The organism is Devosia sp. GW821-FHT12F11 (assembly GCF_058806655.1).
This window is the reverse complement of the sequence record NZ_JBXAPX010000003.1, coordinates 179,467-205,352: the sequence shown is the minus strand read 5'-3', so window position 1 is coordinate 205,352 and position 25,886 is coordinate 179,467. Positions and strand designations below refer to the sequence as shown.

Here is a 25,886-nt window from a genome sequence, read left to right as displayed (position 1 = left end):
GCGAATGAAAGACCGGGTGAGCCCGGGGGAGTATGAGAAAATGGCCGAGCAGATGACAGGCGCGGAGATGGTGATCCAGGCCCTGGTCGATAACGGGGTGGAGCACATCTTCGGCTATCCCGGCGGGGCGGCGTTGCCGATCTACGATGCGATGTTCCAGCAGGACAAGGTCCAGCATATCCTCGTCCGCCACGAGCAGGGCGCGACCCACATGGCCGAGGGCTATGCGCGCTCGACCGGCAAGGTCGGCGTGGTGCTGGTGACCTCGGGGCCGGGGGCGACCAACGCGGTCACCGGGCTCACCGACGCGCTGATGGACTCGATCCCCTTGGTCTGCATTACCGCCCAGGTGCCGACGACGCTGATCGGCTCGGACGCCTTTCAGGAATGCGACACCGTCGGCATCACCCGCTCGTGCACCAAGCACAACTACCTGGTGAAATCGGTCAACGACCTGTCGCGCGTCATGCACGAAGCCTTCCATATCGCCAATTCGGGCCGTCCGGGTCCGGTGCTGGTCGATATCCCCAAGGACGTCCAGTTCGCGCTGGGCACTTACCTCGGCATCGACGAGGTCGGGCCGAGCCGCCACAAGAGCTACCATCCGGCCACTGCCGGCGACAGCAAAGCCATCGAGGCGGCCGTCGATATGATGCTGAAGGCCGAGCGGCCGATCTTCTATACCGGTGGCGGCATCATCAACTCGGGGCCGGAAGCCTCCGAGAAGCTGCGCGAGCTGGCCGAGCTGACCGGTTTCCCGGTGACCTCGACGCTGATGGGGCTCGGCGCCTTCCCGGGCTCCAGCCCGCAGTGGATGGGGATGCTGGGCATGCACGGCACCTACGAAGCCAACATGGCGATGCATGATTGCGACCTGATGATCAATATCGGGGCGCGGTTCGACGACCGCATCACCGGCCGCATCGATGCGTTCTCGCCGGGCTCAACCCGCATCCATGTCGATATCGACCCGTCCTCGATCGGCAAGAACGTCCGCACCGATCTCGCCATCGTCGGCGATAGCGGGCTGGTGATGGAAGAAATGGTCCGCATCTGGCGCACCAAGACCAACCAGCCGCGCACCGAGGCGATCGCGCCGTGGTGGGAGCAGATCGAGGGCTGGCGCAGTAAGCACTCGCTCGGCTTCAAGAACTCGACCACCACGATCAAGCCGCAGCACGCCATCCAGCGCCTGTATCAGGCGACCAAGGGCCGGGACGTCTACATCACCACCGAAGTCGGCCAGCACCAGATGTGGGCGGCGCAGCATTTCCCGTTCGAGATGCCCAACCGCTGGATGACCTCGGGTGGCCTCGGTACCATGGGCTACGGCCTGCCGGCGGCAGTCGGAGTGCAGGTGGCGCATCCTGATGCGCTGGTCATCGACATCGCCGGCGAGGCGAGCGTGCAGATGACCATGCAGGAGCTCTCGACCGCGGTGCAGTACCGCCTGCCGATCAAGGTGTTTATCCTCAACAACGAGCGGATGGGCATGGTCCGGCAGTGGCAGGACCTGCTGCATGGCGGGCGCTATGCGCACTCCTACAGCGAGAGCCTGCCCGATTTCGTCAAGCTGGCCGAAGCCTATGGCGGCAAGGGCATCCGCTGTTCCGATCCGGCGCTGCTCGATGCGGCGATAGAGGAGATGCTCGATTACGACGGCCCGGTGCTGTTCGACTGCCTCGTTGAAAAGCACGAGAACTGCCTGCCGATGATCCCGTCGGGCAAGCCGCATAACGAGATGATCCTGCCCGATTTCGAGGACGATATCGGCGCGGTGATCGACGAAAAAGGCCGGCAGCTGGTTTGAGTTAGGGCCGCCTCCACCCACGTCATTCCCGCGAAAGCGGGAATCCATCGCGCCGCAAGCGCGAAACGAGAGATGGATCCCCGCCTGCGCGGGGATGACGCCGGTGGGAGGGGACCTCAAGAGAGGGTACGAAAGATCATGAACGCACATTTGCAGCCGAGCGGTTCGGCATACTTCCTCGCCGCGGAAACCCAGGTTCCGGAGCGGCACACGCTGAGCGTGCTGGTCGATAACGAGCCGGGCATTCTCGCCCGGATCGTCGGGCTGTTCGCCGCCCGTGGCTATAATATCGACAGTCTCACGGTCTCAGAGACCGAGCACGAAAAGGGCCTCAGCCGCATCACCGTGGTTACGGTTGCGACGCCCAAGGTGCTGACCCAGATCAAACTGCAGCTCGAGCGGCTGATCCCGGTGCACCGGGTGCATGACCTCACCAGCGAGGGCAAATCCCTCGAGCGCGAGCTGGCGCTGATCAAGGTCGGCGGCTCGGGCGAGCCGCGCGCCGAGGCACTGCGCCTCGCCGACGCGTTCCGCGCCCAGATCGTCGATGCCACCACCGAGAGCTTCGTTTTCGAAGTGACCGGCAAGCCAAGTAAGATCGACAGCTTCATCGCCCTGATGATGCCGCTGGGCCTGATCGAAGTGGTGCGAACCGGGCTCGCGGCGATATCGCGTGGGCCGGAAGGCATGTAAGGAGAAAAGGCCGGGAGCGATCCCGGCCTTTTCTTCGAGGGGAAATCGCCGGTGTCGTTCGCATCGCACCCGTTCCGCGGGCCGTTGTTCATGGTCATCGCGACCTGTTCGTATGTGATCAACGACACGCTGATGAAGCTCGCCACCGAAGGGCTGCCGCCCTACGAAGTGCTGTTCCTGCGCGGTTGCGCGGGCCTCATCTGGGGGGTGCCGCTGATGCTGGTGCTGGGCTACGGCCGGCAATTGCCGCTGGTGTTCGAGCGGCGCGTGCTGGCACGCAACCTCGCCGAAACGGCGGCGATCCTCTGTTACGTGGTGGCGCTCGCCAACATGCCGATCGCCGATGCCTCGGCTTTGGGGCAGATCACCCCGCTACTGGTGCTGCTCGGCGCTTCGATCCTGTTCCGCGAGAAGATCGGCGGCGTGCGCATGGCGCTGATCGGGGTCGGCTTCATCGGCGCCATCATGGTGGCGCAGCCGACCATGCAGGGTATCTCGATCTATGCCGTGCTGGCGCTGGCCAACGCCGTGCTCTGCGCGGTGCGTGACCTCGCCGGACGGCGGATCGCGGCCGAGGTGCCGGGGATGATCGTCGCCATGTCGGCCATCATCGTGGTGCTGATCGGGGCAGGGGCCATGCACCTCGCCACCGAGCAATGGGTGGCGCCTCAGACGCATCACCTGCTGCTGCTCGCCGGGGCTGGGCTGTTCCTGATCTTCGGCCACTTCTTCATCTTCATGGCCTACCGGGTCGGGCCGACCGGCGTGGTCGCGCCGTTCTACTACTTCTTCACCTTCTGGGCGGTGCTGTCGGGCCTGGTGGTGTTCGGCCAGTTCCCGAACCTGCTCGCCATCAGTGGCATCGTCCTGGTGGTTGCCGCCGGTCTCACCATCGTGCTGCTCGATGAGCGCAAGCGCCGGCTGGTGCCGGTGGCGTGATGCCGGCTCATGCATCGAATCTCCGCGGCATCATCTTCATGGTGCTGGCGAGCGGCTGCTTCACCATCAACAACGCGCTGCTGAAGCTGGCGGTCGTGAACCTGCCGCCGCTCGAGTCGCTGTTCCTGAGGGCGCTGGCCGGGATTATCCTCGGCGTGCCGGTGCTGCTGCTGACGACGCCGCGCGGCAGCCTGCGGCATGTGCTCGATCCCAGGGTGCTCGCCCGCAATGTCGTGGAATGCGCCGCCGCCATCGCTTTTGTCTTCGCCGTCGCCAACGCGCCACTGGCCGATATCACTGCGCTGCTGCAGCTGACGCCGATGCTGGTGCTGCTGGGTGCGGTGGTGTTGTTCGGCGACCGGGTCGGCGGCCTGACGGCGTCGCTGATCGTCCTGGCGCTCATTGGCGCGCTGCTGGTGGCGCAACCGGGAGCCTCCGGGCTCCAGCCCTATGTGCTGTTCGGTCTTGCCAGCGCGGCGCTGAGCGCTGGTCGCGACCTGATCGGCCGGCGGGTCGCCGCCGGCATCCCGGCGCTGGCGGTGGCGGTCGGGCTGTCGGTGGTCTGTGTCGTGGTGATCGGCTGCCTGATGCTGGTGTTCGAGCGCTGGGTGACGCCGTCGCTGCCGCAGCTATTGCTGATATCAGGCGCCAGCGCCTTCATGACCTTGGCGCAGCTGCTGCTGTTCCTGTCGTTCCGCGTCGCCGAAACCCGGGCAGTGGTGCCGTTCTTCTATACCGGAACGCTGTGGGCGCTGCTCATTGGGGCAGTGGTGTTCGGCACGCTGCCCAACACCGTCGCCGCCGTCGGCATCAGTCTGATCGCCCTGAGCGGCGTATTGGTGCTGCTGCTCGACCAGCGCCGGAAACCGAGCTGACAGGACGCATCGGTGCCATGAGCAATCCCGAATGGTAACGGCCGGTTGGGTGCGCTAGAGGCTCTGCGGCTCTCACCGGATTCTCCATGTCGCACCAGCATTCGAACCTGCGTGGCATCGTATACATGCTGCTCGCCACCGGCTGCTTTCTGATCAATGACAGCCTGCTAAAGCTGGCGATGGCCAATGTGCAACCGCTTGAGGCGCTGTTCCTCAGGGCGGCTATCGCGGTGATCCTCGGCTTGCCGGTGCTGGCGGCCACCGGCGTGCTTGCCAAGGCGCCGATGATGTTCCGGCCCTCGGTGGTGGCGCGCAACTTCTTCGAGCTGGCCGCAGCTGCGGGCTACATCTTTGCCATCGCCAACGCACCGCTCGCCGATATCACGGCGCTGGCGCAGTTGACCCCGATGCTGGTGATGCTGGGTGCGGTGGTATTCTTCGGCGACAAGGTCGGCGGTGCGGCGGCGTCGCTCATCGTCGTGGCCTTCATCGGCGCGGTGCTGGTGGCGCAGCCAGGCGGTTCGGGCTTCCAGCCCTTTGCCCTCCTGGGCCTCTGGAGCGCGCTGGGCTGTGCGATCCGCGACCTGATCGGCCGGCGCGTCTCGGCCGACGTCCCGGCGCTGGTGGTGGCGGTCGGTGCGTCGGCGGTGTCGCTGCTGGGGATCGGGGTGCTGATGCTGATGTTCGAGGAGTGGGTGATGCCCGGCCCGGTCGAACTGCTGCTGATCGCCGGTTCGAGCTCCATGCTGACCCTGGGACAGCTATTGCTGTTCTCTGCCTACCGCGTGGCGGAGACCCGTGTGGTGGCTCCGTTCTTCTATGCGGGCACGCTCTGGGCGCTGATCATCGGCGCGCTGGTGTTCGGCACTATCCCGAACACGCTGGCGCTTGCGGGCATCGCACTGATCCTCGCGAGCGGGGTGCTGGTCGTGGTGCTCGAGTGGCGCTCGCGGCAGGTGCCGGTACCTGTCTAGCCATTTCGGCAACTGATCGGGCTCATCAAAACGTTCGATTGGCCCGCTGACATCCGATGCGGTAAGCCTCGGCCCCGTTCAGCCGAGGTCCCGCGATGACTCATCTCAGCGTCAATCTCAATGCCGTCGCCATGCTGCGCAACCGGCGCTCCGTGCCCTGGCCGAGCGTCACCGGCATCGCCCGGATCGCGCTCGATGCCGGTGCCGACGGCATCACCGTGCATCCGCGGCCCGACGAGCGACACATCCGGCGCACCGACGTGTTCGAGCTGGTGACCCTGTTGCGGCAGGATTATCCGGGCCGCGAGTTCAACATCGAGGGGTATCCGACTGAGGATTTCCTGACCCTGGTCGAGCGCGCCGCGCCGGACCAGGTAACCTTCGTGCCGGACGATCCCCTGCAATCGACCTCGGACCACGGCTGGAACGTCGAGGCCAATCGCGCCGTGCTGACCCCGGCTATCGAGCGGATGCGCAAGGCCGGCATCCGGGTGTCGCTGTTCATCAATGCCGACCCCTCGGCGCCGGCGGCGGCGGCCAATGTCGGGGCGGACCGGGTCGAGCTCTACACCGGCCCCTATGGCGGCTCGCTGAAGCCGGAGGTGCAGGCCGTGCATCTCGACGCGCTGCGCGAGACCGCGGACGCGGCACGCGGAGCGGGACATAATGCGCGGCCGGGGCAGGGTGGCCTCTTGGTCAATGCCGGGCACGACCTCAACCTCGTCAACCTGCCGCCGCTGAAGCAGGCGATCCCCGACCTGGCCGAGGTCTCGATCGGTCACGCCATCACTGCCGATGCGCTGATCTACGGCATGGCCGAGACGGTGCGCCACTACAAGATCGCCTGTGCCTGACGGCTACAGCAAGTCTCCCGAAACTGGGTGCCGGTTTCGGGCCAAAGACATGCGTGAAAACAAAGAGCTAAAGCGCACAGCGCGAATCTGAAGGATCGCGACGCGCTTTAGGGCCGACCGCGGAAGGTGAAGGTGTGGTCCTCGCAAAGGCGGGCCCGGTAGGAGTATTCCTTGCCGGCGGTCGACAGCAGTTTCAGATCCACCACGCATTTGTCGACGCCGTCCTCGAGCATGAACTGCATCTTGCCCTTTGGCTCGATCGTTTTGCCGCGTAGCCGCTCGGCGCCCCAGTCGCTGCCCATGATCTCGATGTAGAGTTTGTCGATGGTCACCGGCGAAGCGTTCTTCACCCAGAGTCGCAGCGGCGGACCAGCGGTTGCAGTTGTCGCGAAGAACGTCATGGCCAGCACGGCCGTGGCGACCAGCTTCATCTCAAATCCCCCAAAACACTGGGGCGGACACTGATCCGGCTACGTGCCCGACGCAACCTTCGCGGCTGGACGTGGTGAATGCCACCGCGGACTGTGCGCTTTCGCACATGTGTTAACGGGCAACCCGTGGTCGGCGGTCAAATCCGACTTAACTACTGCCATTGCCGCTTATTTCGCTTCAACGGTGGATGGACCAAGTTGGAGCCTTTCACGGATCGGGCGGGTTGCCATATGGCTTTGAGAGCAGTTGCGTACGAGCAGGCGATGAGCGACCCGATCAACGAAGCACTGGTGCTCTATACCGGTTTCGGCAACTCGCCGTTCCCACGGGCCAAGACCCCGCATCTGGTGCAGCGCTTCGGCGAAGCCGAGGGCACCGAACTCAAGCAGCGCATCCTCGGCCTGCTCGAGGAACTGCAGCAGCCCGTCGATGGGCTCGAGAAGCGGTCGAAGAAGAGCCTTACCGAGCGCGCCATCGAACAGCTGCAGCCAAAGCATCCCGAGCTCGATGAGTCCGGCCTCAAGGCGCTTGCCTGGACCTATTCGTTCGGCCTGCGCTGATACGGTTCCTGTAGCTCTTCCTGAAGCGCTCCACCGTTCGATAATCGCGAACGCTGCATTTCACGCCTCGCGCGAATGGGGCGCGCTGGCCGACCCACACCTGATGCGGGGTAGCGAAACCGCCGGAACTGCTTCACTCACAACGCTGTAACCCCACGAACAGGGATGTAACCGGGGCTGGATTGTGTGCCTTCGCTTCATCGAGGTGCCTGCTTGTGCGGCACCACCTTGGGCACTTATTTGCCGCTAGTCACATTTTGATACTGGAGTGCAGCAAATGTCCAAACCCAAGATTGCAGTGATCATCAGCTCGATCCGCCCGACCCGCTTCGGCGACAAGCCGGCCAGCTGGATCGCCGGTCACGTCGCCGCCCGCGGCGATGTCGATGTCGAGATCGTCGACCTGAAGGATTACCCGCTTCCGCTGTTCGACGCGGCCGCGTCCGACTTCTGGATGCCGACCCCGAACGAGATCGCCGCCAAGTGGCAGGCCAAGCTCAACGAGTTCGACGGCTACATCGTCGTCACCGCCGAGTACAACCGCTCGATCACTGGTGCGCTGAAGAACGCCATCGACTGGGCCTACAAGCCGTTCATGAAGAAGGCCGTGGCCTTCGTCGGCTACGGTTCGGTGGGCGGCGCCCGTGCCATCGAGCACCTGCGCAACATCATGGTTGAGCTGCAGGCCGTCCCCGTCCGTCACGCCGTCCACATCGGTGGCTCGGACTTCATCCCGATCATGATGGGCCAGAAGAGCTGGGACGACACCAAGGGCAACTTCGACTTCTTCGTGCCCGAGATGCTCGACAACCTGGTCTGGTGGACCAATGCCACCCGCAATGCCCGCCAGGCCGACGCGGCTGCCGCGGTCAAGGCCGCCTAAGGTCTGCGACTGGTAGTCTTCCGGGGTTCTCCTCCTTTCGCACCCCGGTCGGGGGCGGCGCTTCCCATGGCGCCGCCCCCTTTTTCGTTGTCGTGCCCCCGCAAATCCGCATAACTGTCCATCGGCAAATGCGAACCTCAGCGGAATTTGACCGTTGAGTGCGCCGTTGGGCGGGTGTAGACACCCGCCCACCCGAAACAGGGTGAGCGAAGGGCATATGACGCAGACCACTCCGTCCGGCGTGACAGCCGGCGCTGGGGCGACCGATCAGGCCGGCCACGCCACAGGCAAGCTACCCCTCATTATTCTCGGCGCCCTGGGCGTCGTCTTCGGCGATATCGGCACCAGTCCTCTCTACGCCTTCCGCGACACACTGCATGCGGCCGGTGGCTCTCCCAATGAGCCCGAGGTGCTCGGGCTGCTGTCGCTGATCGTCTGGTCGCTGACCATGGTGGTCACGGTCAAGTACGTGATCTTCGTGCTGCGCGCCGACAACAAGGGCGAAGGCGGCACCCTGTCGCTGATGACCCTCGCCAGCAACGCTTTCGCCAAGCGGCCGGCCTGGATCCTCGGGCTCGGCATCGTCGGTGGTGCGCTGTTCCTCGGTGACGCGATCATTACGCCTGCCATTTCGGTACTCTCGGCGGTCGAAGGCCTCGAGGTGGTGGAACCGCGGCTCACGCCCTGGGTGGTGCCGATGACGGTGGTGATCATCATCGGGCTGTTCATGGTGCAACGCTTCGGCACGGCGCGGGTATCGACGGTGTTCGGACCGGTGATGGCCATTTGGTTCGTCGTCCTTGGGGGCACCGGTCTGCTGCATATCGCCGATGCGCCGCAGGTGCTGATGGCGCTGAACCCGGCGCATGGCATCACGTTCCTCTACACCCATGCCGGTATCTCGATCGTGGTGCTGGGCGCGGTGTTCCTGTCGGTGACGGGCGCCGAGGCTTTGTATGTCGACCTCGGGCATTTCGGCCGCCGGCCGATTATCCTGGCGTGGCTGATCCTGGTGTTTCCGGCCCTGCTGCTCAACTATTTCGGGCAGGGCGCCTTCGTCCTCAGCCACCCCCACGAGGTGGTCAACCCGTTCTTCGAAATGCAGGCCGATTGGGCCCGCTTGCCGATGGTGGGCCTGGCAACGCTCGCCACCGTCATCGCCAGCCAGTCGGTCATCACTGGCGCCTATTCGCTGGTCCGCCAGGCCATGCACCTCAATCTCCTGCCGCGCCTCGAAGTGCGCCACACCTCCGAGGAGGTAGCGGGGCAGATCTTCATGCCGCAGGTGAACTTCCTGCTCTTGATCTGCGTCGTGCTGCTGGTCGTCGGCTTCCGCTCGTCGACGGCGCTGGCAGCCGCCTACGGCATCGCGGTGACCGGCGAAATGCTGGTGACGGCCGTGCTGTTGTTCATCGTCATGTGGCGGCTGTGGAAGTGGAGCCTCGTCGTCGCGGTGGTGGTGATCGCCCCGCTGCTGGTGATCGACACCAGTTTCTTCATCGCCAACGCCGCCAAGTTCTCGCAGGGCGGCTGGGTGCCGGCCGTGGTCGCGACGCTGATTGCCTCGATGATGACGATCTGGATCTGGGGCCGCCGCCGGCTGGCCGAAAAGACCCGGCGTGACGAGGTGCCGCTCGAGTTCCTGGTCGAGAACCTTGCCAAGAAGAAGCCGACCATCGTCCCCGGCACGGCGGTGTTCCTCACCTCCGACATCGAGGGCGCGCCGACCGCGCTGCTGCACAGCCTCAAGCACTATAAGGTGCTGCACGAGCACAACGTCATCCTGACCGTGGTGACCTCGGATCGGCCACGTGTCGCGGACGAGGAAAAGATCAGGATCGATGCCTATAACGACCTGTTCTACCGCGTGGTGGTGACCTTTGGTTACATCGAGACGCCGAACATCCCCAAAGCGCTGGCGCTGGCTCGCAAGCTCGGCTGGAAGTTCGACATCATGTCGACGTCCTTCTTCCTGTCGCGCCGCTCGTTGAAGCCGTCGCTGAAGGGTGGCGCGCCGCTATTCCTCGACCGGATCTTCATCGGTCTCGCGCGTAACGCCACCGACGCAACGGAATACTTCCATATTCCTACCGGCCGTGTGGTTGAAATCGGCACGCAGGTGGTGATCTAGTCCGTCCTCGGGTACCCTGGGGACGCGAGACTGCTGAAATCACTTGATATTGCGATCGCGGGCGCTGGCCCGGGCGGACTGGCTACGGCGCTGCTGCTGAGCCGCGCCGGCCATCGCGTCCGCCTGTTCGAGCGCTTCGAGACGCCGCGCCCGCTCGGTTCGGGCCTGATGCTGCAGCCCACCGGCCTTGCCGTGCTGGCGGCACTTGGCCTTTACCCCGAAATTGCGGCGCTCGGCTCGCGAGTCGAGCGGCTGATCGGCACCGACGCGCAGAGCGGCCGGGTGGTGCTCGACGTGGGCTATCATCCCCTCGGCCCCGATGTGCATGCCATCGCCGTCCACCGCGCGGCGCTGTTCAATGTGCTGCATGACGCCGTGGTGGCCGCGCGTCTGCCGATCCGCACAGGCTTTGCCATCGAGGCGCTGGAGCGCGCCGGTGGCAAGCAATGGTTGCTAGCCCCGCAGGGACGTGAGGGGCCGTTCGATCTGGTGGTCGACGCGCTGGGCTCGGCCTCGCCGCTGAAGCTCGAGGCGAAGCTGCCGAGTCGGTCACGGCCGTTGAGCTTCGGCGCCATCTGGGGCACCGTGCCCTGGGTTGATCGAGGGTTCCGCCGCGATGCGCTGATGCAGCGTTACCGCAAGGCCAGCGTGATGATCGGCGTGCTGCCGGTCGGTCGCCAACGCCGCGACGGACCGGAGCTCGCGGCGTTTTTCTGGAGCCTCAAGCCTGAGACGTTCGAGGCGCTGCAGGCCGCCGGCATTGATGGCTGGCGCGACGAAGTGCTGGGGCACTGGCCGGAAACCGCGCCGCATCTCGAGGCGATCCGTAGCTTCGACGAGATGACGCTGGCGCGCTATGCCCACCACACTCTCGCGGTTCCTGCCGGCGACGGCATCGTCTTCATCGGCGACAGCGCCCACGCCACCAGCCCACAGCTCGGGCAGGGGGCCAATATGGCGCTGCTCGATGCCGCGGCGCTGGCTGGAGCGCTTGCCGGGGCGGCCTCGGTCGGCGAGGCCCTCAGCGAGTATGCGCGGTTGCGCCGCTGGCACGTGCGTCTCTACCAGTTGCTGTCGCTGACGCTCACCCCGTTCTACCAATCCGATGGCGTCCTGCTGCCGCTGGCGCGCGACGTGCTGGTGTCGGCGGTGGCCAGGCTGCCGCCGTTGCCCTGGCTGCTCGCCACCATGGTGTCGGGGCAGTTGCTCAACCCGCTCAAGGCGTTGCAACTGGAAACTGAATCGTTACGCGAGGTTGTGGCATGAGCCGGCCGCACATCCTCATCGTCGGCGGCACCGGCGTGTTCGGCTCGCGCCTGGCGCGCCTCTTGGCGCGCCGCAAGGGCTTTCGCGTCAGCCTCGGCGGACGCACCGAAAGCCGGGCGCAGGCGCTGCAGCGCGAGTTGCGGGCAATCGACGAGCAGGGCGAATACGGCTTCGTGCTGATCGATCGCGACCGCATCGGCGTCGAACGGCTGAAGGAGATCGACTGCGACGTCGTCGTCGATTGCTCCGGCCCGTTCCAGCTCAGCGGCACCCAACTGATCGAGGCGGCAATCGGCGCGCGCTGTCACTATGTCGACATCGCCGACTCGAGGGCCTTCGTCGCCGGCGTCGCCAGGTTCGACAGTGCGGCCCGCGCCGTCGCCATCTCGGTGATCTCAGGCGCCAGCTCGACGCCCGGGCTGACCCACGCCGTGCTCGACCAGGTCACCAGCGCCTGGCTCGCCGTCGACAGCGTTGATGTTGCGATCGTCCCGGGCAACAGGACGCCCAAGGGCCGCTCGGTCATCGAGGGTATCCTGAGCTGGGTCGGTCAGCCGGTCCGGGTGTTCCGCGAGGCCGGCTGGGAGCGGGGCCGCGGCTGGAGCGGTGGCCGCTCGGTCACCATCGAAGGGCTGCCTCCCCGCCGCGCCATGTTGGCTGACGTTCCCGATCTCGACCTGCTGCCCGCTCGCTTTGCGCCGCGGGTCCGGGCTGGGTTCGATGCCGGGATGGAGTTGCCGCTACTCAACTGGTTGATCGGCGTCGCGGCGGCGCCGGTACGCTGGGGGTTGGTCAAATCGGCTGGCGTATTCGCCGGGCTGGGGACGCAGATCGCCCTTTGGCTCGATCGCTTCGGCACCGCCGATGGCGGCATGCTGGTCGAGGCGGCCGGGCAGGATGCCCGCGGCGACCCCCGCGTGGTGCGCTGGTGGCTGCGGGCCGCCAATGGCGACGGCCCCTATGTGCCGGTGCTGCCGACAGCGGCGATCATCGAGCTGCTCACCTTTGGCGGCCGGCTGCGCGGCGGCGCCCGCTCGGCGGCCGGCGTCGTCAGCCTCGAACAGATCAAGCCCTGGCTCGAGGGCCTCGCCATCGAGACCAAACAGGTGGCCTTCCGGGGCGAGAAGCCGCTCTACCGGCGGGTGATGGGCGAGGGGTTTGACCGCCTGCCCGAGGTGACGCGACGGCTGCATCGCGGCCGGCCGGCGGTGATCGCCGAGGGCGAGGCCGTAGTGGCGCCGGCCGAGAACCCTGTCGCCCGCTTCCTCGCCAAACGCCTCGGCCTGCCGCTGGACGAAGGTCGGCTGCCGGTGCGGGTGGTCATCGAGAGCCGTGAGGGCAGGGAGCATTGGACCCGCTTCTTCGCCGACCGGCCGATGCGCTCGGTGATGAGCGCAGCGCCCGACGGGCTGCTCGAGGAGCGCTTCGGCCCCGTCGCCATCCGGATGCGTCTCGTGCCGCGCGGCGACGGGCTCGACATGCAGCGGGTCTCCGGCCGGATCTGGAACCTGCCGCTCCCCGGCATGCTGCTGCCACGCATCACCGCCGAGGAACGGGTCGATGAGGGCGGCCGCCACCGTTTCGAGGTCGACATCGGCCTGCCCTTGTTCGGACGGCTGGTGGCCTATCGCGGGTATCTGGTGCTGTAGGGCACAGTTGTCGACTGATAGAGACGGCCCCCTCCCGGCCTCCCCCATAAAGGGGAGGTGAAGAGTCGAGGCCCTGTCTTCGATCATGCCCAGTGAACTGCCAGGGCACCTCCCCCTTTATGGGGGAGGATGGGAGGGGGCCGTCTGCCTGTGTTCAAGCACCCTAAATACTCGCCTGCACGCTGTGCAGCGCCGCATAGACGCCATCCCGCGTCACCAGGTTCTCATGTGTCCCTTCTTCGGCGATCCCGTCCCTCGTGAGCACCAGGATGCGGTCGGCATGGCGTACCGTCGAGAGCCGGTGCGCGATGACGATGGTGGTCCGCCCCTCGGCGAGGGTCAGCAGCGCCTGCTGCACTGCTCGCTCGCTCTCGTTGTCGAGCGCGCTGGTTGCCTCGTCGAAGATCAGGATCGCCGGGTCCTTGAGGAAGGCGCGGGCGATGGTGAGGCGCTGCTTCTGCCCGCCCGAGAGCTTGACGCCGCGCTGCCCGACATCGGTGTCGTAGCCGTTGGGCAATGCCATGATGAACTCATGTGCGTTGGCGGCGCGGGCGGCGGCCTCGATCTCGGCGTCGGTGGCGTCGGGCCTGCCATAGCGCAGGTTCTCGGCCACCGAGCCCGCGAACAGGTAGACATCCTGCTGCACCACCGCGACATGCCGGCGGAGCGATCGTAGCTGCACATCGCGGATGTCGCGCCCATCGATCCGGATGGCGCCCGCATCGACATCGTAGAAGCGCGGGATCAGCGCACAGAGCGTGCTCTTGCCCACGCCCGAGGGGCCGACCAGCGCCACGAACTCTCCCGGGGCGATATCAAGCGACAGCTTCCTCAGCACCTGCGGCCCGCTCGCCTCGTAGCGGAAGGTCACGTCGTCGAAGCGGATCGCGCCGCGCGGCACCGGCATCGGCGCCGCACCGGGGCGGTCGGCGATATCGGGCTCGACCTCGAGGATCTCCATGGCGCGCACGAACCCGGTATAGCCCTCCTGCAGCAGGCGGGCGAAGTTGGCGAGCCGCTTGACCGGATCGACCAGCACCGCGACGCAGAGCAGGAAGGTCAGCATTTCGGCGACCGTCAGCTCACCCGAGAGGATGCGCAGCGCCCCGACCACCACCACCATGATGGTGACCAGTTGGGCAAAGCTCTCGGTCCCCACCGAGAACCAGGCTTCCGAGCGATATCCGTCGGCGCGGCTCACCACGAAGCGCCGGTTCTGCTCGGCGAAGCGATCGGTCTCCAGCCCCTCGTTGGTGAAGGACTGGACGACCCGGATGCCGGCGAGCGCATCCTCGACCCGCTCGTTCACCGCCGCGATCTGCTGCTTGCTCCGCTCCAGCGCGCGGTTCATCCGCCGGTTGAAATGCAGCGCATAGGCCACCGCGAACGGGGTAAGGGCGAGAATCAGGGCGGCCAGCACCGGATCGATGAAGAACAGCACCAGCATGGCGCCGCCGAACTTGAACACGGCGATGGCGAGGTCTTCCGGGCCGTGGTGGAACAGCTCGCCCAGCCACAGCGTGTCGTTGCTGATCCGGCTCATCAACTGGCCGGTGCGCTGCCGGTCATAAAAGCCGAAGGACAGCTTCTGGCAGTGCTCGAACAGTTCCTGGCGCACCGCTGCCTCGATGCGGGCGCCCATCACGTGGCCCTGGTAGTCGACGAAGAATGTCGCCGCCACCTCGACCGCGAGGATGGCGAGCATCACCGCGCCCATGATGAGGATCTGCCAGAACGCCTCGGGCGCTTCGGGGAGGGCGAGCAGGCGCGTCGTCACGAAGTTGGCACTGAGCGGCAGCGCGATAGCGGTGCCGGCCACGAGGATGGCGCAGCAGAGATCGGCCACGAGCAGCGGCAAATGCGGCCGATAGTAGGAAACGAACTTTTGCGCTCGCGAACGATTGCGCTGCCGGGCAGCGGGATCGGTCGAACTGGCGAAGAGGCTGCGAAAGCGGTCAGGGCGCTGCGGGTTTTTCCTCGCGCGCGGGGAGTGAGAAGGCATGAAGCGTGGTGTCCTTGCTGAAATAGGCTCCTTTCTGGTGGGACAGCGTCGCTTTCATTCGGATCTCCCTGGGGGCAGCGGTTTGGGAGGCGGACAATAGGCCGACCTCTCGGCCCCGGCAACCGGGGCACGTGCGATCAGGAAGAACAGTGTGGCTGGCGGGTTACAGCAGGCCTAGAGCGTCAGGGCAGCGTCGCGCTTGCCGTAGGCACGAAGGAACGTGCGAACCCCATTGCGCGCGGCCTGCTCAAGTTCCGTATCGTTCACCAGTTGACCTGGTTCATTCGGCAGGTCCGCTCGGATCAGCGCCATGAACTGGCGGGCGGCGAGGTCAGGGTCGTCGAGATCGATGTCGCCGGCGCGGGCGAGGCGGGCGAAGCGCGACGAGATGGCTGGCCAGTTCTTGCCTGGACCATAGTCCTTCCAGGTCTCGAACAGCTCGGGATAGCGGCTGCCCTCGTTCTCGATCAGCTTGCGCAGGGCGCGCGAGTTGTCGTCGCACAGGCAATCGCGGGTCAGCCGGATGGCAAACTCGACCAGTTCGCGCCCGATGTTTTCGGGCTCGTCGGGGAAGGTCGCGAGAACGGCGACCAGCCGGGCGCTGCCCTGCTCGTTGATTCCCCGCACCACCTCGACGAACAGTTTCTCCTTGTCGCCGATCTGGTTGTAGATCGTCTGGCGCGAGACGTTCGCCTCTTCGGCGATCGCGTCGATGCTGGCGCCGACATAGCCGTCGCGCACGAACACTGCCGTGGCGGCGCTGATGATGGCGCATCGCTTGTTGTAGTTCCCCCGCTGCATGGCAGGGCTGCGAACGAGGTCGTGGCTGATCTCCATGGCGAGGATGATAATAGCACTTGACGAATTGGACAAGAGTGTCCAAAAGTCACTTTGACACTAGTGTCCAATTTTGTGGACTCGCGTGTCATTCAAGCGGCAGCTGAACCGGGTACACCGGCGAGGGAGGCAAACGACGCGCGGGGGTGATCCGCGCGCGGCCAAACTCTGTCCGACGCTCGTTGCCGGACGGCCTGCTCGCCTATCAGTCACACCAGCAGTGTTGGGATTTACTGCTATGAACGCCAAACTCATTCGTATGGCCATCGTGCTTGGCCTGTTGTCGGTGATCGGCCCCGTCGCCATCGACATGTATCTGCCGGCTCTGCCGGAAATCGGCGGGCAACTGGGCGTCACCGACGCGTCGGTGCAGCTCAGCCTGATGTCCTTCATGGCCGCCTTTGCCGTGGGACAGCTGATCTATGGTCCGATCAGCGACATGGTCGGCCGCAAGCCGCCGCTCTATATCGGCACGCTGGTCTTCATCGCCGGCTCGATCGGCTGCGCCGTGGCGCCTTCGGTCGAGTGGCTGATCGTTTCGCGTTTCATCCAGGGTATCGGTGGTTGCGCGGCAATGTCGCTGCCGCGCGCCATCGTGCGTGACGAATATACCGGCGCCGAGGCAGCACAGCTGTTCAGCCTCATCATGCTGGTGTTCTCGATCTCCCCGATTCTCGCTCCGCTCGCCGGCAGCGTCGTCATTGCCTTCGGCGACTGGCGGCTGCTGTTCTGGGTGATGGGCGCGGTGGGCGTGTTCGGCCTGATCCTGTCGATCGTCGCGCTCAAAGAGACGCGTCCCAAGCACCAGCGCACCGATTCGACCATCGGCAGCGCCATCCGCGGCTACGGCATGCTGCTGAAGGACTGGAACTTCCTCGGGCTGACCTTCATCGGCGCCTTCGGCATGTCAGCCTTCATGGCCTTTATCGGCAACTCGAGCTTCGTGTTCATCGAGCATTACGGGCTGACGCCGACCGAATACAGCCTCGCCTTCTCGGTCAACGCGATCTCGTTCTTTGCGGTGTCGCAGTCCACCGGCTTCATGGTGAAGCGCTTCGGCCTGCAGCGCGTGGTGCGCACGGCGGTGACCGGCTTTGCGCTCTCGATGGCGCTCCTGGCCGGCATCTTCGTCGCCGGCATCGACAGCATGTGGGTGCTTTCGGGCCTGATGTTCATCGCTTTCGGCTTCCTCGGCCTGGTGCTGCCGACCACTGGCGTCCTGGCGATGGAAGAGCATGGCGAGTTCGCCGGCACCGCATCGGCCCTGATGGGGACGCTGCAGATGGTGATGGGCGCCGTGGTGATGGGGATCGTCGGAGCCTTCCACGATGGCACCGCCATCCCGATGGTGCTCGGCTTCGCCATCTGCGCCATCCTCGCCTTCATCCTGACCCAGCTGACCATCCGCACCACGGTCACCCCGGTGGTCGGCGCACCGGCGGAATAACAGCTATCCCATGCAGGGAGACTGGCGCGGGAGGAAACTTCCGCGCCTTTTCTTTTGGGGGAGACGACTGAAGCAGACGGCCCCCTCCCGGCCTCCCCCGTGAAGGGGGAGGTGAAGATCCGAGGCTGTGGCTGGATGGTGCCAAACGCGCCAGCGCGGCACCTCCCCCTTTATGGGGGAGGATGGGAGGGGGTCGTCTCTATCAGTCAGCTTAGCTCTTCGGCATATCCGGGCACACGTACGGCACGGTCGCCGTCACGTATTTCTCCTCGACCGCGTCGCTGCCGAGCTTGAGGCTCAGCACCAGCTCGGCGTCGGTCAAGGAGACGATGTCGGCATTGATGTCCATGCCGTCCTCGTTCCACTTCAGCGCGGTGTCCGAGGTGAGCTCCCAGGCCGAGAGACGGTGAGTTTCCCAGCAGGAATCCTGCACCAGCGTGCCGTCGGAGAGGAAGATCTTCATCACGCCGGGCAGGTCGCCATCGGCCTTGGTCCAGACCCGGTCGACGAGGCCGGCCTTGCTGGTCTTGGCGTCGGCGGCGGACTCGGTCGGGGTATCCTCGGCGAAGGCCGGAAGGCAGGTAGTGGAGCCAACGCCCCACATGGCGAGCAAGGCGAAGAGAGCGGCTTTGCTGGTCATTCGGCGTCTAACTCCCGTGGTGATCCGAAGATGGGTGCGGCGCAGTCGGCATGCAAGGAGGCATGGCGATTGCGACGGAAATCGGATCATTAGCGTGGGAAAATGAACGGCCGATGAGCGTGGGGCTCACCGGCCGTATCGAGAAGCAACGCGGGTGGGGGCTGCTACTCGATCCCTCGGGGCGGCCCCCTGAGGTCGATGTTACCGATCTCGGCGTCGCATTCGCCCTCCGATCGGACAGGGGCATCACGCGCTGGCGAGGCTGGTGAAACCGGCGAACAGCTTCACCAGGTCGGCGTGCCGACGGCTGCCGGTCTTTTCGTACAGCCGGCGCAGATGAAACTTCACCGTCGTTTCGCTGATACCAAGCGCCTCGGCGACCTCCGGCGCGCCGCCGATCTCGACGATGGCAAGCAGCACCCGCAACTCGGCCGGCGTCAGTCCATAGGCACGGATCAGCGCTTCGGGCGCCGTCTCGATGTGCAGTTCGGCGCGCTGCACGAACAGTGCGGCCACCGCGGCGGTGCTGGTGCGAACCTGGCGGCGAAAGCCCGAGCTCAGCGGCAGCACATGGGCGACCAGTGCCTCCCCGCCATGGCCGGCGAGAGGCAGGGCGATGCCGCGCTCGCCGAGCAGTGCGTCGCCCCCCTCGTCGAACGAGGCCGCGTCGCGGAGGCACTGTTCCAGTGCGGCATCGGTGGTGACCAGCCGGCCGGCGGCAACCCGCAGCGGCCCGCCCGGTGCGAGCAGGGCGTGGCCTGCGGCGTTGGCATGAACCAGCACGCCGTTGGCGCCGACGAGGAACATGCCGGCGCGGATGGTGTCGAGCGAGCTCGCCAGCACCTCGGCGCGCGCCGAGTGCTGCTCCAGCGCCCGGCCGATCAGCGCCGCGCGGCGAATATGCGGCACGACCAGTTGCATGCGGTGGCGCGTCGCCTCATCGACGATGCCGTCGCGCTCGTGGCGGAACACCCCGAACATCGAGGCCGAGGTGCCGGAGCGGTCGAGCACGGTGCTGACGAAATCCACCAACTGCTGCGGCTGCACCCACTCGCGATAGAAGCGTGACTGCTGGAACTCGGCATGCGGCATGATGTCGATGGTAGCGACCAACTCGCCGATCTCGGTGAAGAAGTGCCGCGTCGTCGCCGGGTCGAGCTGCACGTAGCGCTCGAAGTAGGCCGTGCGATAAGCCAGCGACAGGCCACCGTCGTCATAGAGCACGCCGCCCGAACGGCTGGTGGGGTCCTTGCTGTAGATGGCCGCCGAACAGCCGCCGACAAACCGCGCTGTTTCCCGCAAGGCAGCGGGCCAGAAGCCCGGATCGATGGCTGCGTCGTAGATCTGGCCGACCAGCCCGGAGAGGGCCTCAGACTCGTTCACTGTGGTATTCCGCCTGGACGCCCCCGGCGCCGCGACCTTAGGTCGAGCTGGGAGCGTTTGGCAAGAGTCGTATTATGACTGGCGAATTCCCAGCGCGCGATCGCGGTCGCGGATGCGGCCGCGGGCCTGCTTGGGCCACAACTGGTAGGCATCGCCGCCGCCTTCGAGGGTGTGACGGGCGTGCACGGCCCAATTCGGATCTTCGAGCGCGGTGCGCGCGAAGGCGACGAGATCGGCTTCGCCTTCGGCAAGGATACGCTCGGCATCGTGCGCGTCGTCGATGAGACCGACTGCGATGGTGGGGATACCGGCGGCTCGCACCGCCTTGGACAGCTCCACCTGGTAGAGCGGCGCCGCCTTCAGCGCGTAGCCGTCGAAGCCGCCCGACGAGCAATGGATCATGTCGACGCCCAGCGCCCGCAATTCTTGCGACAAGACGATTGAGTCCTCGACGCCCCAGCCGCCCGGGCTGCCATCGGTCACCGACAGCCGCACGATCAGCGGCTTGTCCGCCGGCCAGGCGGCGCGCACCGCCTCTGTCACCTCGAGCGGGAAGCGCATCCGGTTCTCGCGGCTGCCGCCATATTCATCGGTGCGGTGGTTGGCGAGCGGCGAAAGGAACTGGCTGATCAGGTAGCCATGTGCGCCATGGATCTCGACTGTATCGAAGCCCGCCTGGTCGGCGCGGCGGGCGGCATCGGCGAAGCTCTGCACGACCCGCTGAATGCCGGCCTTGTCGAGCGCCACCGGCATCTGGAAGCTGGGATTGTCGGAATGGCGTTCGGCGCTGGGGGCCTCGGGCACCCAGGTCTCGTAGGCATAGTCGCGCTTGTCGGCCTCGGTTTCATCGAAGCCGCGGCGCCAGGCGATCGGCGTTGCCGCCTTGCGGCCGGCATGGCCGAGCTGGATCCCGGTCGCAGCGCCTTCGGCCTTGAGAAACTCCACAATGTGCTTGAGCGGTGCGATCTGCTCGTCATTCCACAGGCCCAGGTCGCCGTAGGAGATGCGGGCCTCGGGGCTGACACCGGTTGCCTCGAGGATGACGAGGCCGAAGCCGCCGAGCGCGAAGCGGCCCAGATGCACGAAGTGCCAATCGTTGGCGAGGCCGTGCTGGGCTGAATACTGGCACATCGGCGCGATGACCGTGCGATTGCGCATGGTCAGGCCACGCAGTGTGAACGGCGAGAAAAGCTGGGACATATGGGAGGTTTGCTGCACTGGGTTGGAGTCGGCAGCACCATGCACCGCTCACCATCCATCGGCAAGTGCCGATGAAGTGATTGCGTTGAGCACGCCAAGGCTGTGCTTTGCCGAAGGCGTTAGTCGGTGATCGTATACTCGGTAATGCCGTTTGCCGCGACGCTGAGGCGCTGGCGGGCCTCGCCATAGCCGACCGAGCCCGCGTCGACATCCCAGCAGCCGGCCGAAACGGTGAAGCTGTAGCTCTGCCCGGACCCGAGGGCGACGGTGTCGGGCAGCCGGTCGAGTCCGTAGGTCGAGGCGCCGCACTCCGAGATCAGGACGACATCGATCACCCGGCTGGTGCCGTTGACCACGGTGATCGTGCCGGTGGGCTCACCCGGGCGGATCAACTCGCCGCCGGTGATCCATGCGTCGCCGCTGCAGCCGGTCAGCAACATTAGGCATGCTGCCGATGCGGCAGTGCGAAATACAGAATTCATCTTGCCCCCCAAAATGACGAGGGGACGTGCCGCACCGTTTCCCCCCAGACAATTGCTAGCAGAGCAACGAGGGCAGTCAATTGGTCTGCTTGCGGCGTTCGGGCAGGGGAGGGAAAGGTCAGGCGGCTTGCGGTTTCTGATGGCCCGATACTTCAGCGCCGGCGTTTCGCTCGAGCGTCAGCAACTGCAGCGCACAGACGATGATGATCAGGCCCATGAAGAGGTAGGCGATCTGGAAGTCGATCACCCCGAGCGTCGGTGCGCCGCGCCACATCTGGCTGAGGTTGAGGCAACCGGCGGCAACGGCGACGCCGAACACCATCGAAAGCTGTTGCGACATGCTCGAGATGGTGGTGGCGGAACTGCGCTGCTTGGCATCCACATCGGCGAAGGCCAGCGTCGCCAGCGCGGTGAACTGCATCGAGCGGGTGGCGCCGGCAATGAACAGCACGGCAGCCGTCAGCAGGTATGGCGTCTGTGGCCCGAGCAGGCCACAAGCCGCGACGGAGATGCCGGCCAGCACGCCATTGACCGTCAGGATGCTGCGGAAGCCGAAGCGGCGCAGCGTCGGAGTGGTCACCGCCTTGATGGCGAGATTGCCGAAGAAGTAGATCACCACCAGCCCGCCGGCGCTCAGCGCATCCATGCCATAGGCGACCTGGAACATCAGCGGCAGCAGGAACGGCGTGGCGTTGATCGCCGTTCTCAAGATCGCGCCGGCCTTGGCGTCGGTGGCGGCAAAGGTGCGGATGCCGAGCGTCCTCAGATCGATCAGCGGGTGAGCGGCGCGCAGCAGCCAGATCACCGCAGCCGTGCCCACGGCAAATCCGATGGCGATCAGCAGCACCGACTGCCACACCGGCAGCCCGCCCTGCACCAGCGCATCAAAACCGTAGAGCAGGCAGCCCAGCGTGATCGCGGTCAAGACGAACCCGATGCCATCGAACGGGCGCTCCGCAAACTCGGTGTCCTTCGGCACGATCGCCAGCACCAGTGCCATGCCGATGATGCCCAGCGGGATGTTGATCCAGAAGTTCCAATGCCAGGAAATGTACTCGGTGATGAACCCGCCAAGCGCCGGGCCAAGCACCGGGGCGAACAGCGCCGGCCAGATGGTGAGGCCGATAGCCGGAACGATCTCCGACTTCTGCGCGGTGCGCAGCACGATGATGCGGCCGACCGGGAACAGCACTGAGCTGCTGGCGCCCTGCAGCGCGCGGGCGACGGCGAACTGGCCGAGATCTTGCGCCATGCCGCACGCGATGGAGGTCAGCGTGAACAGCGCAATCGCCACGACAAAGACACGCCGTGCTCCGAAGCGGTCGGAAAGCCAGGCGGCGGCGGGAATGCACACCGCCACCGCCAGCATGTAGATGGTGACGCCGAGGCTCATCTCGAGCGTCCCGACGTTGAAATCGAGCGCCATGCGGGGCAGGGCGGTGACGATGATCACCCCGTCCAGGAACTGCATGAACAGCGTGGCGGCGACCACGAGGGCGACGTTGCGGGCGTGTGGGCTGAGCGGTGTGGACATGGCGAGGATGCAAATGACTAGTATGGTACCAATACATCATTCGCTGGCCGCGCCTATCGGCGAATAGGATGAGGCGGAGGATTTTCGAGCGACGTGGCGGCGGTGCACATCAGCCCAACTGACGGAGACGGCCCCGGGAGGGGGCCGTCTCTCTCAGTGACGCACTACCCCTTCACCGCACCCGCCGTCATCCCCGCCACGATCTGGCGGTTGAAGAACAGGTAGACGATCAGCGGCGGGATGGTGATCAGGAGGATGTTCATGAAGAGCAGGTGCAGCGAGGTGTTGAACTGCCCCTGGAAGTTGAACAGCGTCAGCTGCACCGTGACGTTCTGCTTGCCCGGCAGGTAGTAGAGCGGGTTGGTAAAATCGTTGAAGATGGCGACCGACTGCACCACGATCACCGTCACCACCACGGGTTTGAGCAGCGGCAGCACCACCTGGAAGAACAGCCGCAGCGGCCCGGCGCCGTCGATGATCGCCGCCTCATCGAGCTCGCGCGGGATGGTCGCAACGAAGGCGCGGAACAGCAGGATCGTGAAGCTCAGCCCATAGGCCACCTCGATCAGGATCATGCCGTGCATGGTCTTGAACATGCCGACCGATTGCAGCACCCAGATTGTCGGCACCACCGCCGGCGGGATGATCAGCCCGGCCAGCACCAGGAAATTGACGATCGGCGTCCAGCGCGACGGCCGGCGTTGCAGCACGAAGCCGACCATGGCGCCGAACACCACGAGGAGCGTGACGCTCACCACGGTGAGGATGATCGAGTTGATGAACGCCGTGACCAGCATGTAGTCCTGCGTCCTGAGCACCTCCATCAGGTTGTCCCAGAAGTGCCAGCTGGTTGGCCAGTCGAACGAGCGGGTTGCCGCCTGACGCCGGTCCTTGACCGCGGTCAGGACGATGAAGGCGAACGGCACGAGGAAAACCACGATCGACGCGGCGATCGCGATGCCGCCGAGAATGTAGCGCTGGGCGTGTCTCACCGGTCGGTCTCCTGGCGATTGAGCAGCATGGAGAGCGGCACGATGATCAGTGCGACCATGATGAACAGCACGACATTGCCGGCGGTGGAGAGGCCATAGAAGCCGGCCTGGTACTGCTTGTAGATCACCGAGGCGATAACGTCGGAGGTGAAGCCGGGGCCGCCCTTGGTCATCGCCCAGATCATGTCGAAGGAGCGCAAGCCCCCGATGAAGCTGAGGATGATCACGGTCGCGGTGGCCGGGTGGACCAGCGGCAGGGTCACGGTCCAGAAGCGCTGCCACGGGGTGGCGCCGTCGATTTTGGCGGCTTCGTAATATTCGAGCGGGATCGAGACGATGCCGGCGATGTAGATCACCGTGGCGAGGCCGACACCCTTCCACACATCAACCAGTGCAACCGAGTAGAGCGCGAAGCGCGGATCGGTGAGCCAGCCCGGCCCCTTGATGCCGATCGAAGCCAGCGTCTCGTTGATCAGCCCCTGGGTCGGATGCATCATGGCCGTGAAGGTGATGCCGACGCCGACGGTCGAGACCAGCACCGGGAAGAACACCACGGCGCGCAGGTACCCGCGGCCGAAGATGTCGGAGGTGAGCAGCAGCGCCAGCAGCATGCCGAGCACCACCTTGAGCCCCGAGGTGACGACGCCGTAGATCAGCGTGTTGACGAGGCCCTGGAACAGGAACGGCTCGCGGAAGAACTGGGCGAAATTCTCGAGCCCGATAAAGTCGGCCTTTTGCAGGGTCCACCGGGTCAGGCTGAAGAACAGCGAGGCGAAGGTGGGCAGCATGAACAGTACGGCAAAGATGATGGCCGCCGGAAGGTAGAACCAGCTCGGATAGAGCCCCGCCGTGCGCGACTTGCGGCGCGGGTTTGCAATGGGCACCGAGCCCTCAGCGACCGCAACTGCCATACCTGTCCTCCTCCAAGTCCAAGGTGTTGGCGTCCGACCGGTGAGGCCGGACGCCGAGTTTCACACGCAGATGGCGCTATTACCAGCCGGGCAGGCCGAGCTGCTGGGCCTGCTTCTTGACGTCTTCGTCGTAGAGCGCGGCGCCGTCAGCGGCCGAACGGATGCCCGAACCGACTTCCACGGTGATCTGCTCGAGCGCCGGGCCCTTGATCGGCGACAGGTACTCAAGGGCAGGGGCGCTGTGGCCGCCCTCCTGGAAGTAGGGCAGCAGGTCGGAGACCACCGGCGGCACGTCGGCCGGCAGGGTGCAGCCCTTCACCAGGTAGGGACCGGTCGCGCCGGCCGACTGGGTCTGGATGTCGCAGCCCTCGATCGAGGCGACGAAGGCGACGAACGCCTTGGCCTCTGCCGGGTGCTTCGAGGTCTTGGGGATGTAGAGGCCGGCCGGCATCCAGGTGGTTAGGCCATTGCTGGCCGCGTCGTCGCCGGGAATGGCGAAGAAGCCGACATCATTGATGTGCTCGGGCGCCAGTTCCTTGATGTTGGAGACGGCGAACGACAGCATCGGGTAGTGCGCGCCTTCACCGGTGGCGATCTTGGTGACGCCGTCGGGGAAGGTGGCCGCGGCGAAGTCCTCGTTGAGGTAGCCGGCCTTGAACACCTCTTCCTGGCGCTCAAAACCCTTCATGGCGGCAGGCGTCGAGGCGTACTTGGCCTTGCCGGCGGTATAGTCGGCGGCGAAGGTCGGAACCGCCGCCTGCACGTTGTAGAAATCGCCAAGCACGAACAGCTGGCTGGTCCAGGTCTCGCCGAACGTCTGGATCACCGCGGTCTTGCCGGCCGCCTTGATCTTCTCGTTGTTGGCCATGAACTCCGCCCATGACTTCGGCACGGAGAGGCCCAGCTCCTTGTAGATCGGGATGTTGTAGAGCATGCCGCCGCCCATCGCGGTGCCGATCGGTGCGCCATAGACGCGGCCATCGGTACCGGTGACGGTGGCCTTGAAGCTGTCGATCACGTTGGCCTGGAACGGCTCATCGGTGACATCGACGAGGTTCTGCACCGGGTTGATCGCCTGGAACAGCGAGCCGGCATTGTAGAGAAACACGTCGCTCATCTCGCCGGTGGCGAGACGGGTCTTGATCAGGTTGTCGCCATCGGCGCCGCCCGGACGGCTCTCGGTCTCGATGTCGATATTGGGGTTCTTGGCCTCGAAGGCGGCGGCGAGCGCCTCGGCCATGGCGACCGTCGACGGCGCATTGTCGAACAGGAAGGTCAGCTTGACCTTGTCCTGGGCGCTCGCGGCGCCCGCCATGATCACGACGATGCCGGTGGTTGCCAGCGCCGCACGCGTCAGTTTGCGCATCAGCATTGATAGTTCCTCCCTTGTGG

23 protein-coding genes are annotated in these 25,886 nt (G+C 65.6%); 12 read left to right on the top strand and 11 right to left on the bottom strand.

Annotated elements, in window-relative coordinates:
• Positions 1–40 precede the first annotated feature (40 nt).
• The 6 genes from AC1ROK_RS11080 to AC1ROK_RS11055 all read left to right on the top strand — a co-directional run bounded on the left by AC1ROK_RS11080 (position 41) and on the right by AC1ROK_RS11055 (position 6,145).
• On the top strand, positions 41–1,810 hold the full coding sequence (locus AC1ROK_RS11080) for an acetolactate synthase 3 large subunit (protein WP_492846765.1): 1,770 nt from the start codon (positions 41–43) through the stop codon (positions 1,808–1,810).
• A gap of 138 nt (positions 1,811–1,948) precedes the next feature.
• A complete protein-coding gene (gene ilvN, locus AC1ROK_RS11075) occupies positions 1,949–2,503 on the top strand; it encodes an acetolactate synthase small subunit (protein ID WP_291308381.1) in 555 nt (184 codons plus the stop codon).
• 51 nt (positions 2,504–2,554) lie between these two features.
• Positions 2,555–3,442 (top strand): DMT family transporter, encoded by an 888-nt coding sequence (locus tag AC1ROK_RS11070; protein ID WP_492846763.1) that lies wholly within the window; start codon positions 2,555–2,557, stop codon positions 3,440–3,442.
• Positions 3,442–4,317 carry a DMT family transporter gene (locus AC1ROK_RS11065; protein WP_492846761.1) on the top strand — a complete coding sequence of 292 codons (876 nt, stop codon included), beginning with the start codon at positions 3,442–3,444 and terminating at the stop codon, positions 4,315–4,317. Before AC1ROK_RS11070 ends, AC1ROK_RS11065 begins: the two co-directional genes overlap by 1 nt.
• A gap of 86 nt (positions 4,318–4,403) precedes the next feature.
• Positions 4,404–5,291 carry a DMT family transporter gene (locus AC1ROK_RS11060; RefSeq protein WP_492846759.1) on the top strand — a complete coding sequence of 296 codons (888 nt, stop codon included), beginning with the start codon at positions 4,404–4,406 and terminating at the stop codon, positions 5,289–5,291.
• Positions 5,292–5,386: 95 nt separating this feature from the next.
• Positions 5,387–6,145 carry a pyridoxine 5'-phosphate synthase gene (locus AC1ROK_RS11055; RefSeq protein ID WP_492846757.1) on the top strand — a complete coding sequence of 253 codons (759 nt, stop codon included), beginning with the start codon at positions 5,387–5,389 and terminating at the stop codon, positions 6,143–6,145.
• 107 nt (positions 6,146–6,252) lie between these two features.
• Here AC1ROK_RS11055 and AC1ROK_RS11050 read toward each other — a convergent pair whose 3' ends face one another.
• On the bottom strand, positions 6,253–6,576 hold the full coding sequence (locus tag AC1ROK_RS11050; protein WP_492846755.1) for a hypothetical protein: 324 nt from the start codon (positions 6,574–6,576) through the stop codon (positions 6,253–6,255).
• 264 nt (positions 6,577–6,840) lie between these two features.
• On the opposite strand from AC1ROK_RS11050, the gene AC1ROK_RS11045 reads away from it, so the two are divergent.
• The 5 genes from AC1ROK_RS11045 (at position 6,841) to AC1ROK_RS11025 (ending at position 13,066) form a co-directional block, all read left to right on the top strand.
• Positions 6,841–7,137 carry a hypothetical protein gene (locus AC1ROK_RS11045; RefSeq protein WP_055878440.1) on the top strand — a complete coding sequence of 99 codons (297 nt, stop codon included), beginning with the start codon at positions 6,841–6,843 and terminating at the stop codon, positions 7,135–7,137.
• A 277-nt stretch (positions 7,138–7,414) separates the two neighbouring features.
• On the top strand, positions 7,415–8,020 hold the full coding sequence (locus tag AC1ROK_RS11040; RefSeq protein ID WP_492846753.1) for an NADPH-dependent FMN reductase: 606 nt from the start codon (positions 7,415–7,417) through the stop codon (positions 8,018–8,020).
• A gap of 217 nt (positions 8,021–8,237) precedes the next feature.
• Complete coding sequence (locus AC1ROK_RS11035) at positions 8,238–10,151, top strand: potassium transporter Kup (RefSeq protein WP_492846751.1); 1,914 nt, start codon at positions 8,238–8,240, stop codon at positions 10,149–10,151.
• 30 nt (positions 10,152–10,181) lie between these two features.
• The gene (locus AC1ROK_RS11030) at positions 10,182–11,417 is read left to right on the top strand and encodes an FAD-dependent oxidoreductase (protein ID WP_492847383.1); all 1,236 of its coding nucleotides are present in this window, start codon (positions 10,182–10,184) and stop codon (positions 11,415–11,417) included.
• Positions 11,414–13,066: a saccharopine dehydrogenase family protein gene (locus tag AC1ROK_RS11025; protein WP_492846749.1), complete on the top strand. Its 1,653-nt coding sequence runs from the start codon at positions 11,414–11,416 to the stop codon at positions 13,064–13,066. Before AC1ROK_RS11030 ends, AC1ROK_RS11025 begins: the two co-directional genes overlap by 4 nt.
• 163 nt (positions 13,067–13,229) lie before the next feature.
• Here the strand turns inward: AC1ROK_RS11025 and AC1ROK_RS11020 are convergent, their stop codons facing one another.
• Positions 13,230–15,068 carry an ABC transporter ATP-binding protein gene (locus AC1ROK_RS11020; protein ID WP_492846747.1) on the bottom strand — a complete coding sequence of 613 codons (1,839 nt, stop codon included), beginning with the start codon at positions 15,066–15,068 and terminating at the stop codon, positions 13,230–13,232.
• A 174-nt stretch (positions 15,069–15,242) separates the two neighbouring features.
• On the bottom strand, positions 15,243–15,941 hold the full coding sequence (locus AC1ROK_RS11015) for a TetR/AcrR family transcriptional regulator (RefSeq protein WP_492846745.1): 699 nt from the start codon (positions 15,939–15,941) through the stop codon (positions 15,243–15,245).
• A gap of 202 nt (positions 15,942–16,143) precedes the next feature.
• On the opposite strand from AC1ROK_RS11015, the gene AC1ROK_RS11010 reads away from it, so the two are divergent.
• Complete coding sequence (locus AC1ROK_RS11010) at positions 16,144–17,352, top strand: multidrug effflux MFS transporter (protein ID WP_492846743.1); 1,209 nt, start codon at positions 16,144–16,146, stop codon at positions 17,350–17,352.
• Positions 17,353–17,563: 211 nt separating this feature from the next.
• Here AC1ROK_RS11010 and AC1ROK_RS11005 read toward each other — a convergent pair whose 3' ends face one another.
• The 8 genes from AC1ROK_RS11005 to AC1ROK_RS10970 all read right to left on the bottom strand — a co-directional run bounded on the left by AC1ROK_RS11005 (position 17,564) and on the right by AC1ROK_RS10970 (position 25,860).
• Positions 17,564–17,992 (bottom strand): hypothetical protein, encoded by a 429-nt coding sequence (locus AC1ROK_RS11005; RefSeq protein WP_492846741.1) that lies wholly within the window; start codon positions 17,990–17,992, stop codon positions 17,564–17,566.
• Between the two features lie 246 nt (positions 17,993–18,238).
• Positions 18,239–19,375: a helix-turn-helix transcriptional regulator gene (locus AC1ROK_RS11000; protein ID WP_492846739.1), complete on the bottom strand. Its 1,137-nt coding sequence runs from the start codon at positions 19,373–19,375 to the stop codon at positions 18,239–18,241.
• A gap of 72 nt (positions 19,376–19,447) precedes the next feature.
• The gene (locus AC1ROK_RS10995; RefSeq protein WP_492846736.1) at positions 19,448–20,575 is read right to left on the bottom strand and encodes an NADH:flavin oxidoreductase/NADH oxidase; all 1,128 of its coding nucleotides are present in this window, start codon (positions 20,573–20,575) and stop codon (positions 19,448–19,450) included.
• Between the two features lie 119 nt (positions 20,576–20,694).
• On the bottom strand, positions 20,695–21,057 hold the full coding sequence (locus AC1ROK_RS10990; RefSeq protein ID WP_492846734.1) for a hypothetical protein: 363 nt from the start codon (positions 21,055–21,057) through the stop codon (positions 20,695–20,697).
• A gap of 118 nt (positions 21,058–21,175) precedes the next feature.
• Positions 21,176–22,591 carry an MFS transporter gene (locus AC1ROK_RS10985; protein ID WP_492846732.1) on the bottom strand — a complete coding sequence of 472 codons (1,416 nt, stop codon included), beginning with the start codon at positions 22,589–22,591 and terminating at the stop codon, positions 21,176–21,178.
• 164 nt (positions 22,592–22,755) lie between these two features.
• Positions 22,756–23,583: a carbohydrate ABC transporter permease gene (locus AC1ROK_RS10980; RefSeq protein ID WP_492846730.1), complete on the bottom strand. Its 828-nt coding sequence runs from the start codon at positions 23,581–23,583 to the stop codon at positions 22,756–22,758.
• Complete coding sequence (locus AC1ROK_RS10975; RefSeq protein ID WP_197421198.1) at positions 23,580–24,461, bottom strand: carbohydrate ABC transporter permease; 882 nt, start codon at positions 24,459–24,461, stop codon at positions 23,580–23,582. The genes AC1ROK_RS10980 and AC1ROK_RS10975 overlap by 4 nt, the downstream gene beginning before the upstream one ends.
• A gap of 112 nt (positions 24,462–24,573) precedes the next feature.
• Positions 24,574–25,860, bottom strand: a complete 1,287-nt coding sequence (locus AC1ROK_RS10970; RefSeq protein ID WP_492847381.1) for an ABC transporter substrate-binding protein — start codon at positions 25,858–25,860, stop codon at positions 24,574–24,576.
• Positions 25,861–25,886: the final 26 nt, after the last annotated feature.

Coding starts and splice junctions, on each gene's coding strand:
- AC1ROK_RS11005 (WP_492846741.1), bottom strand. CDS start 17,992: ATGACCAGCAAAGCCGCTCTCTTCGCCTTGCTCGCCATGTGGGGCGTT.
- AC1ROK_RS10970 (WP_492847381.1), bottom strand. CDS start 25,860: ATGCGCAAACTGACGCGTGCGGCGCTGGCAACCACCGGCATCGTCGTG.
- AC1ROK_RS11055 (WP_492846757.1), top strand. CDS start 5,387: ATGACTCATCTCAGCGTCAATCTCAATGCCGTCGCCATGCTGCGCAAC.
- AC1ROK_RS11065 (WP_492846761.1), top strand. CDS start 3,442: ATGCCGGCTCATGCATCGAATCTCCGCGGCATCATCTTCATGGTGCTG.
- AC1ROK_RS11020 (WP_492846747.1), bottom strand. CDS start 15,068: ATGCCTTCTCACTCCCCGCGCGCGAGGAAAAACCCGCAGCGCCCTGAC.
- AC1ROK_RS11050 (WP_492846755.1), bottom strand. CDS start 6,576: ATGAAGCTGGTCGCCACGGCCGTGCTGGCCATGACGTTCTTCGCGACA.
- AC1ROK_RS11025 (WP_492846749.1), top strand. CDS start 11,414: ATGAGCCGGCCGCACATCCTCATCGTCGGCGGCACCGGCGTGTTCGGC.
- AC1ROK_RS11040 (WP_492846753.1), top strand. CDS start 7,415: ATGTCCAAACCCAAGATTGCAGTGATCATCAGCTCGATCCGCCCGACC.
- AC1ROK_RS11045 (WP_055878440.1), top strand. CDS start 6,841: ATGAGCGACCCGATCAACGAAGCACTGGTGCTCTATACCGGTTTCGGC.
- ilvN (WP_291308381.1), top strand. CDS start 1,949: ATGAACGCACATTTGCAGCCGAGCGGTTCGGCATACTTCCTCGCCGCG.
- AC1ROK_RS11035 (WP_492846751.1), top strand. CDS start 8,238: ATGACGCAGACCACTCCGTCCGGCGTGACAGCCGGCGCTGGGGCGACC.
- AC1ROK_RS11010 (WP_492846743.1), top strand. CDS start 16,144: ATGAACGCCAAACTCATTCGTATGGCCATCGTGCTTGGCCTGTTGTCG.
- AC1ROK_RS11060 (WP_492846759.1), top strand. CDS start 4,404: ATGTCGCACCAGCATTCGAACCTGCGTGGCATCGTATACATGCTGCTC.
- AC1ROK_RS10995 (WP_492846736.1), bottom strand. CDS start 20,575: ATGTCCCAGCTTTTCTCGCCGTTCACACTGCGTGGCCTGACCATGCGC.
- AC1ROK_RS11080 (WP_492846765.1), top strand. CDS start 41: ATGGCCGAGCAGATGACAGGCGCGGAGATGGTGATCCAGGCCCTGGTC.
- AC1ROK_RS10990 (WP_492846734.1), bottom strand. CDS start 21,057: ATGAATTCTGTATTTCGCACTGCCGCATCGGCAGCATGCCTAATGTTG.
- AC1ROK_RS10985 (WP_492846732.1), bottom strand. CDS start 22,591: ATGTCCACACCGCTCAGCCCACACGCCCGCAACGTCGCCCTCGTGGTC.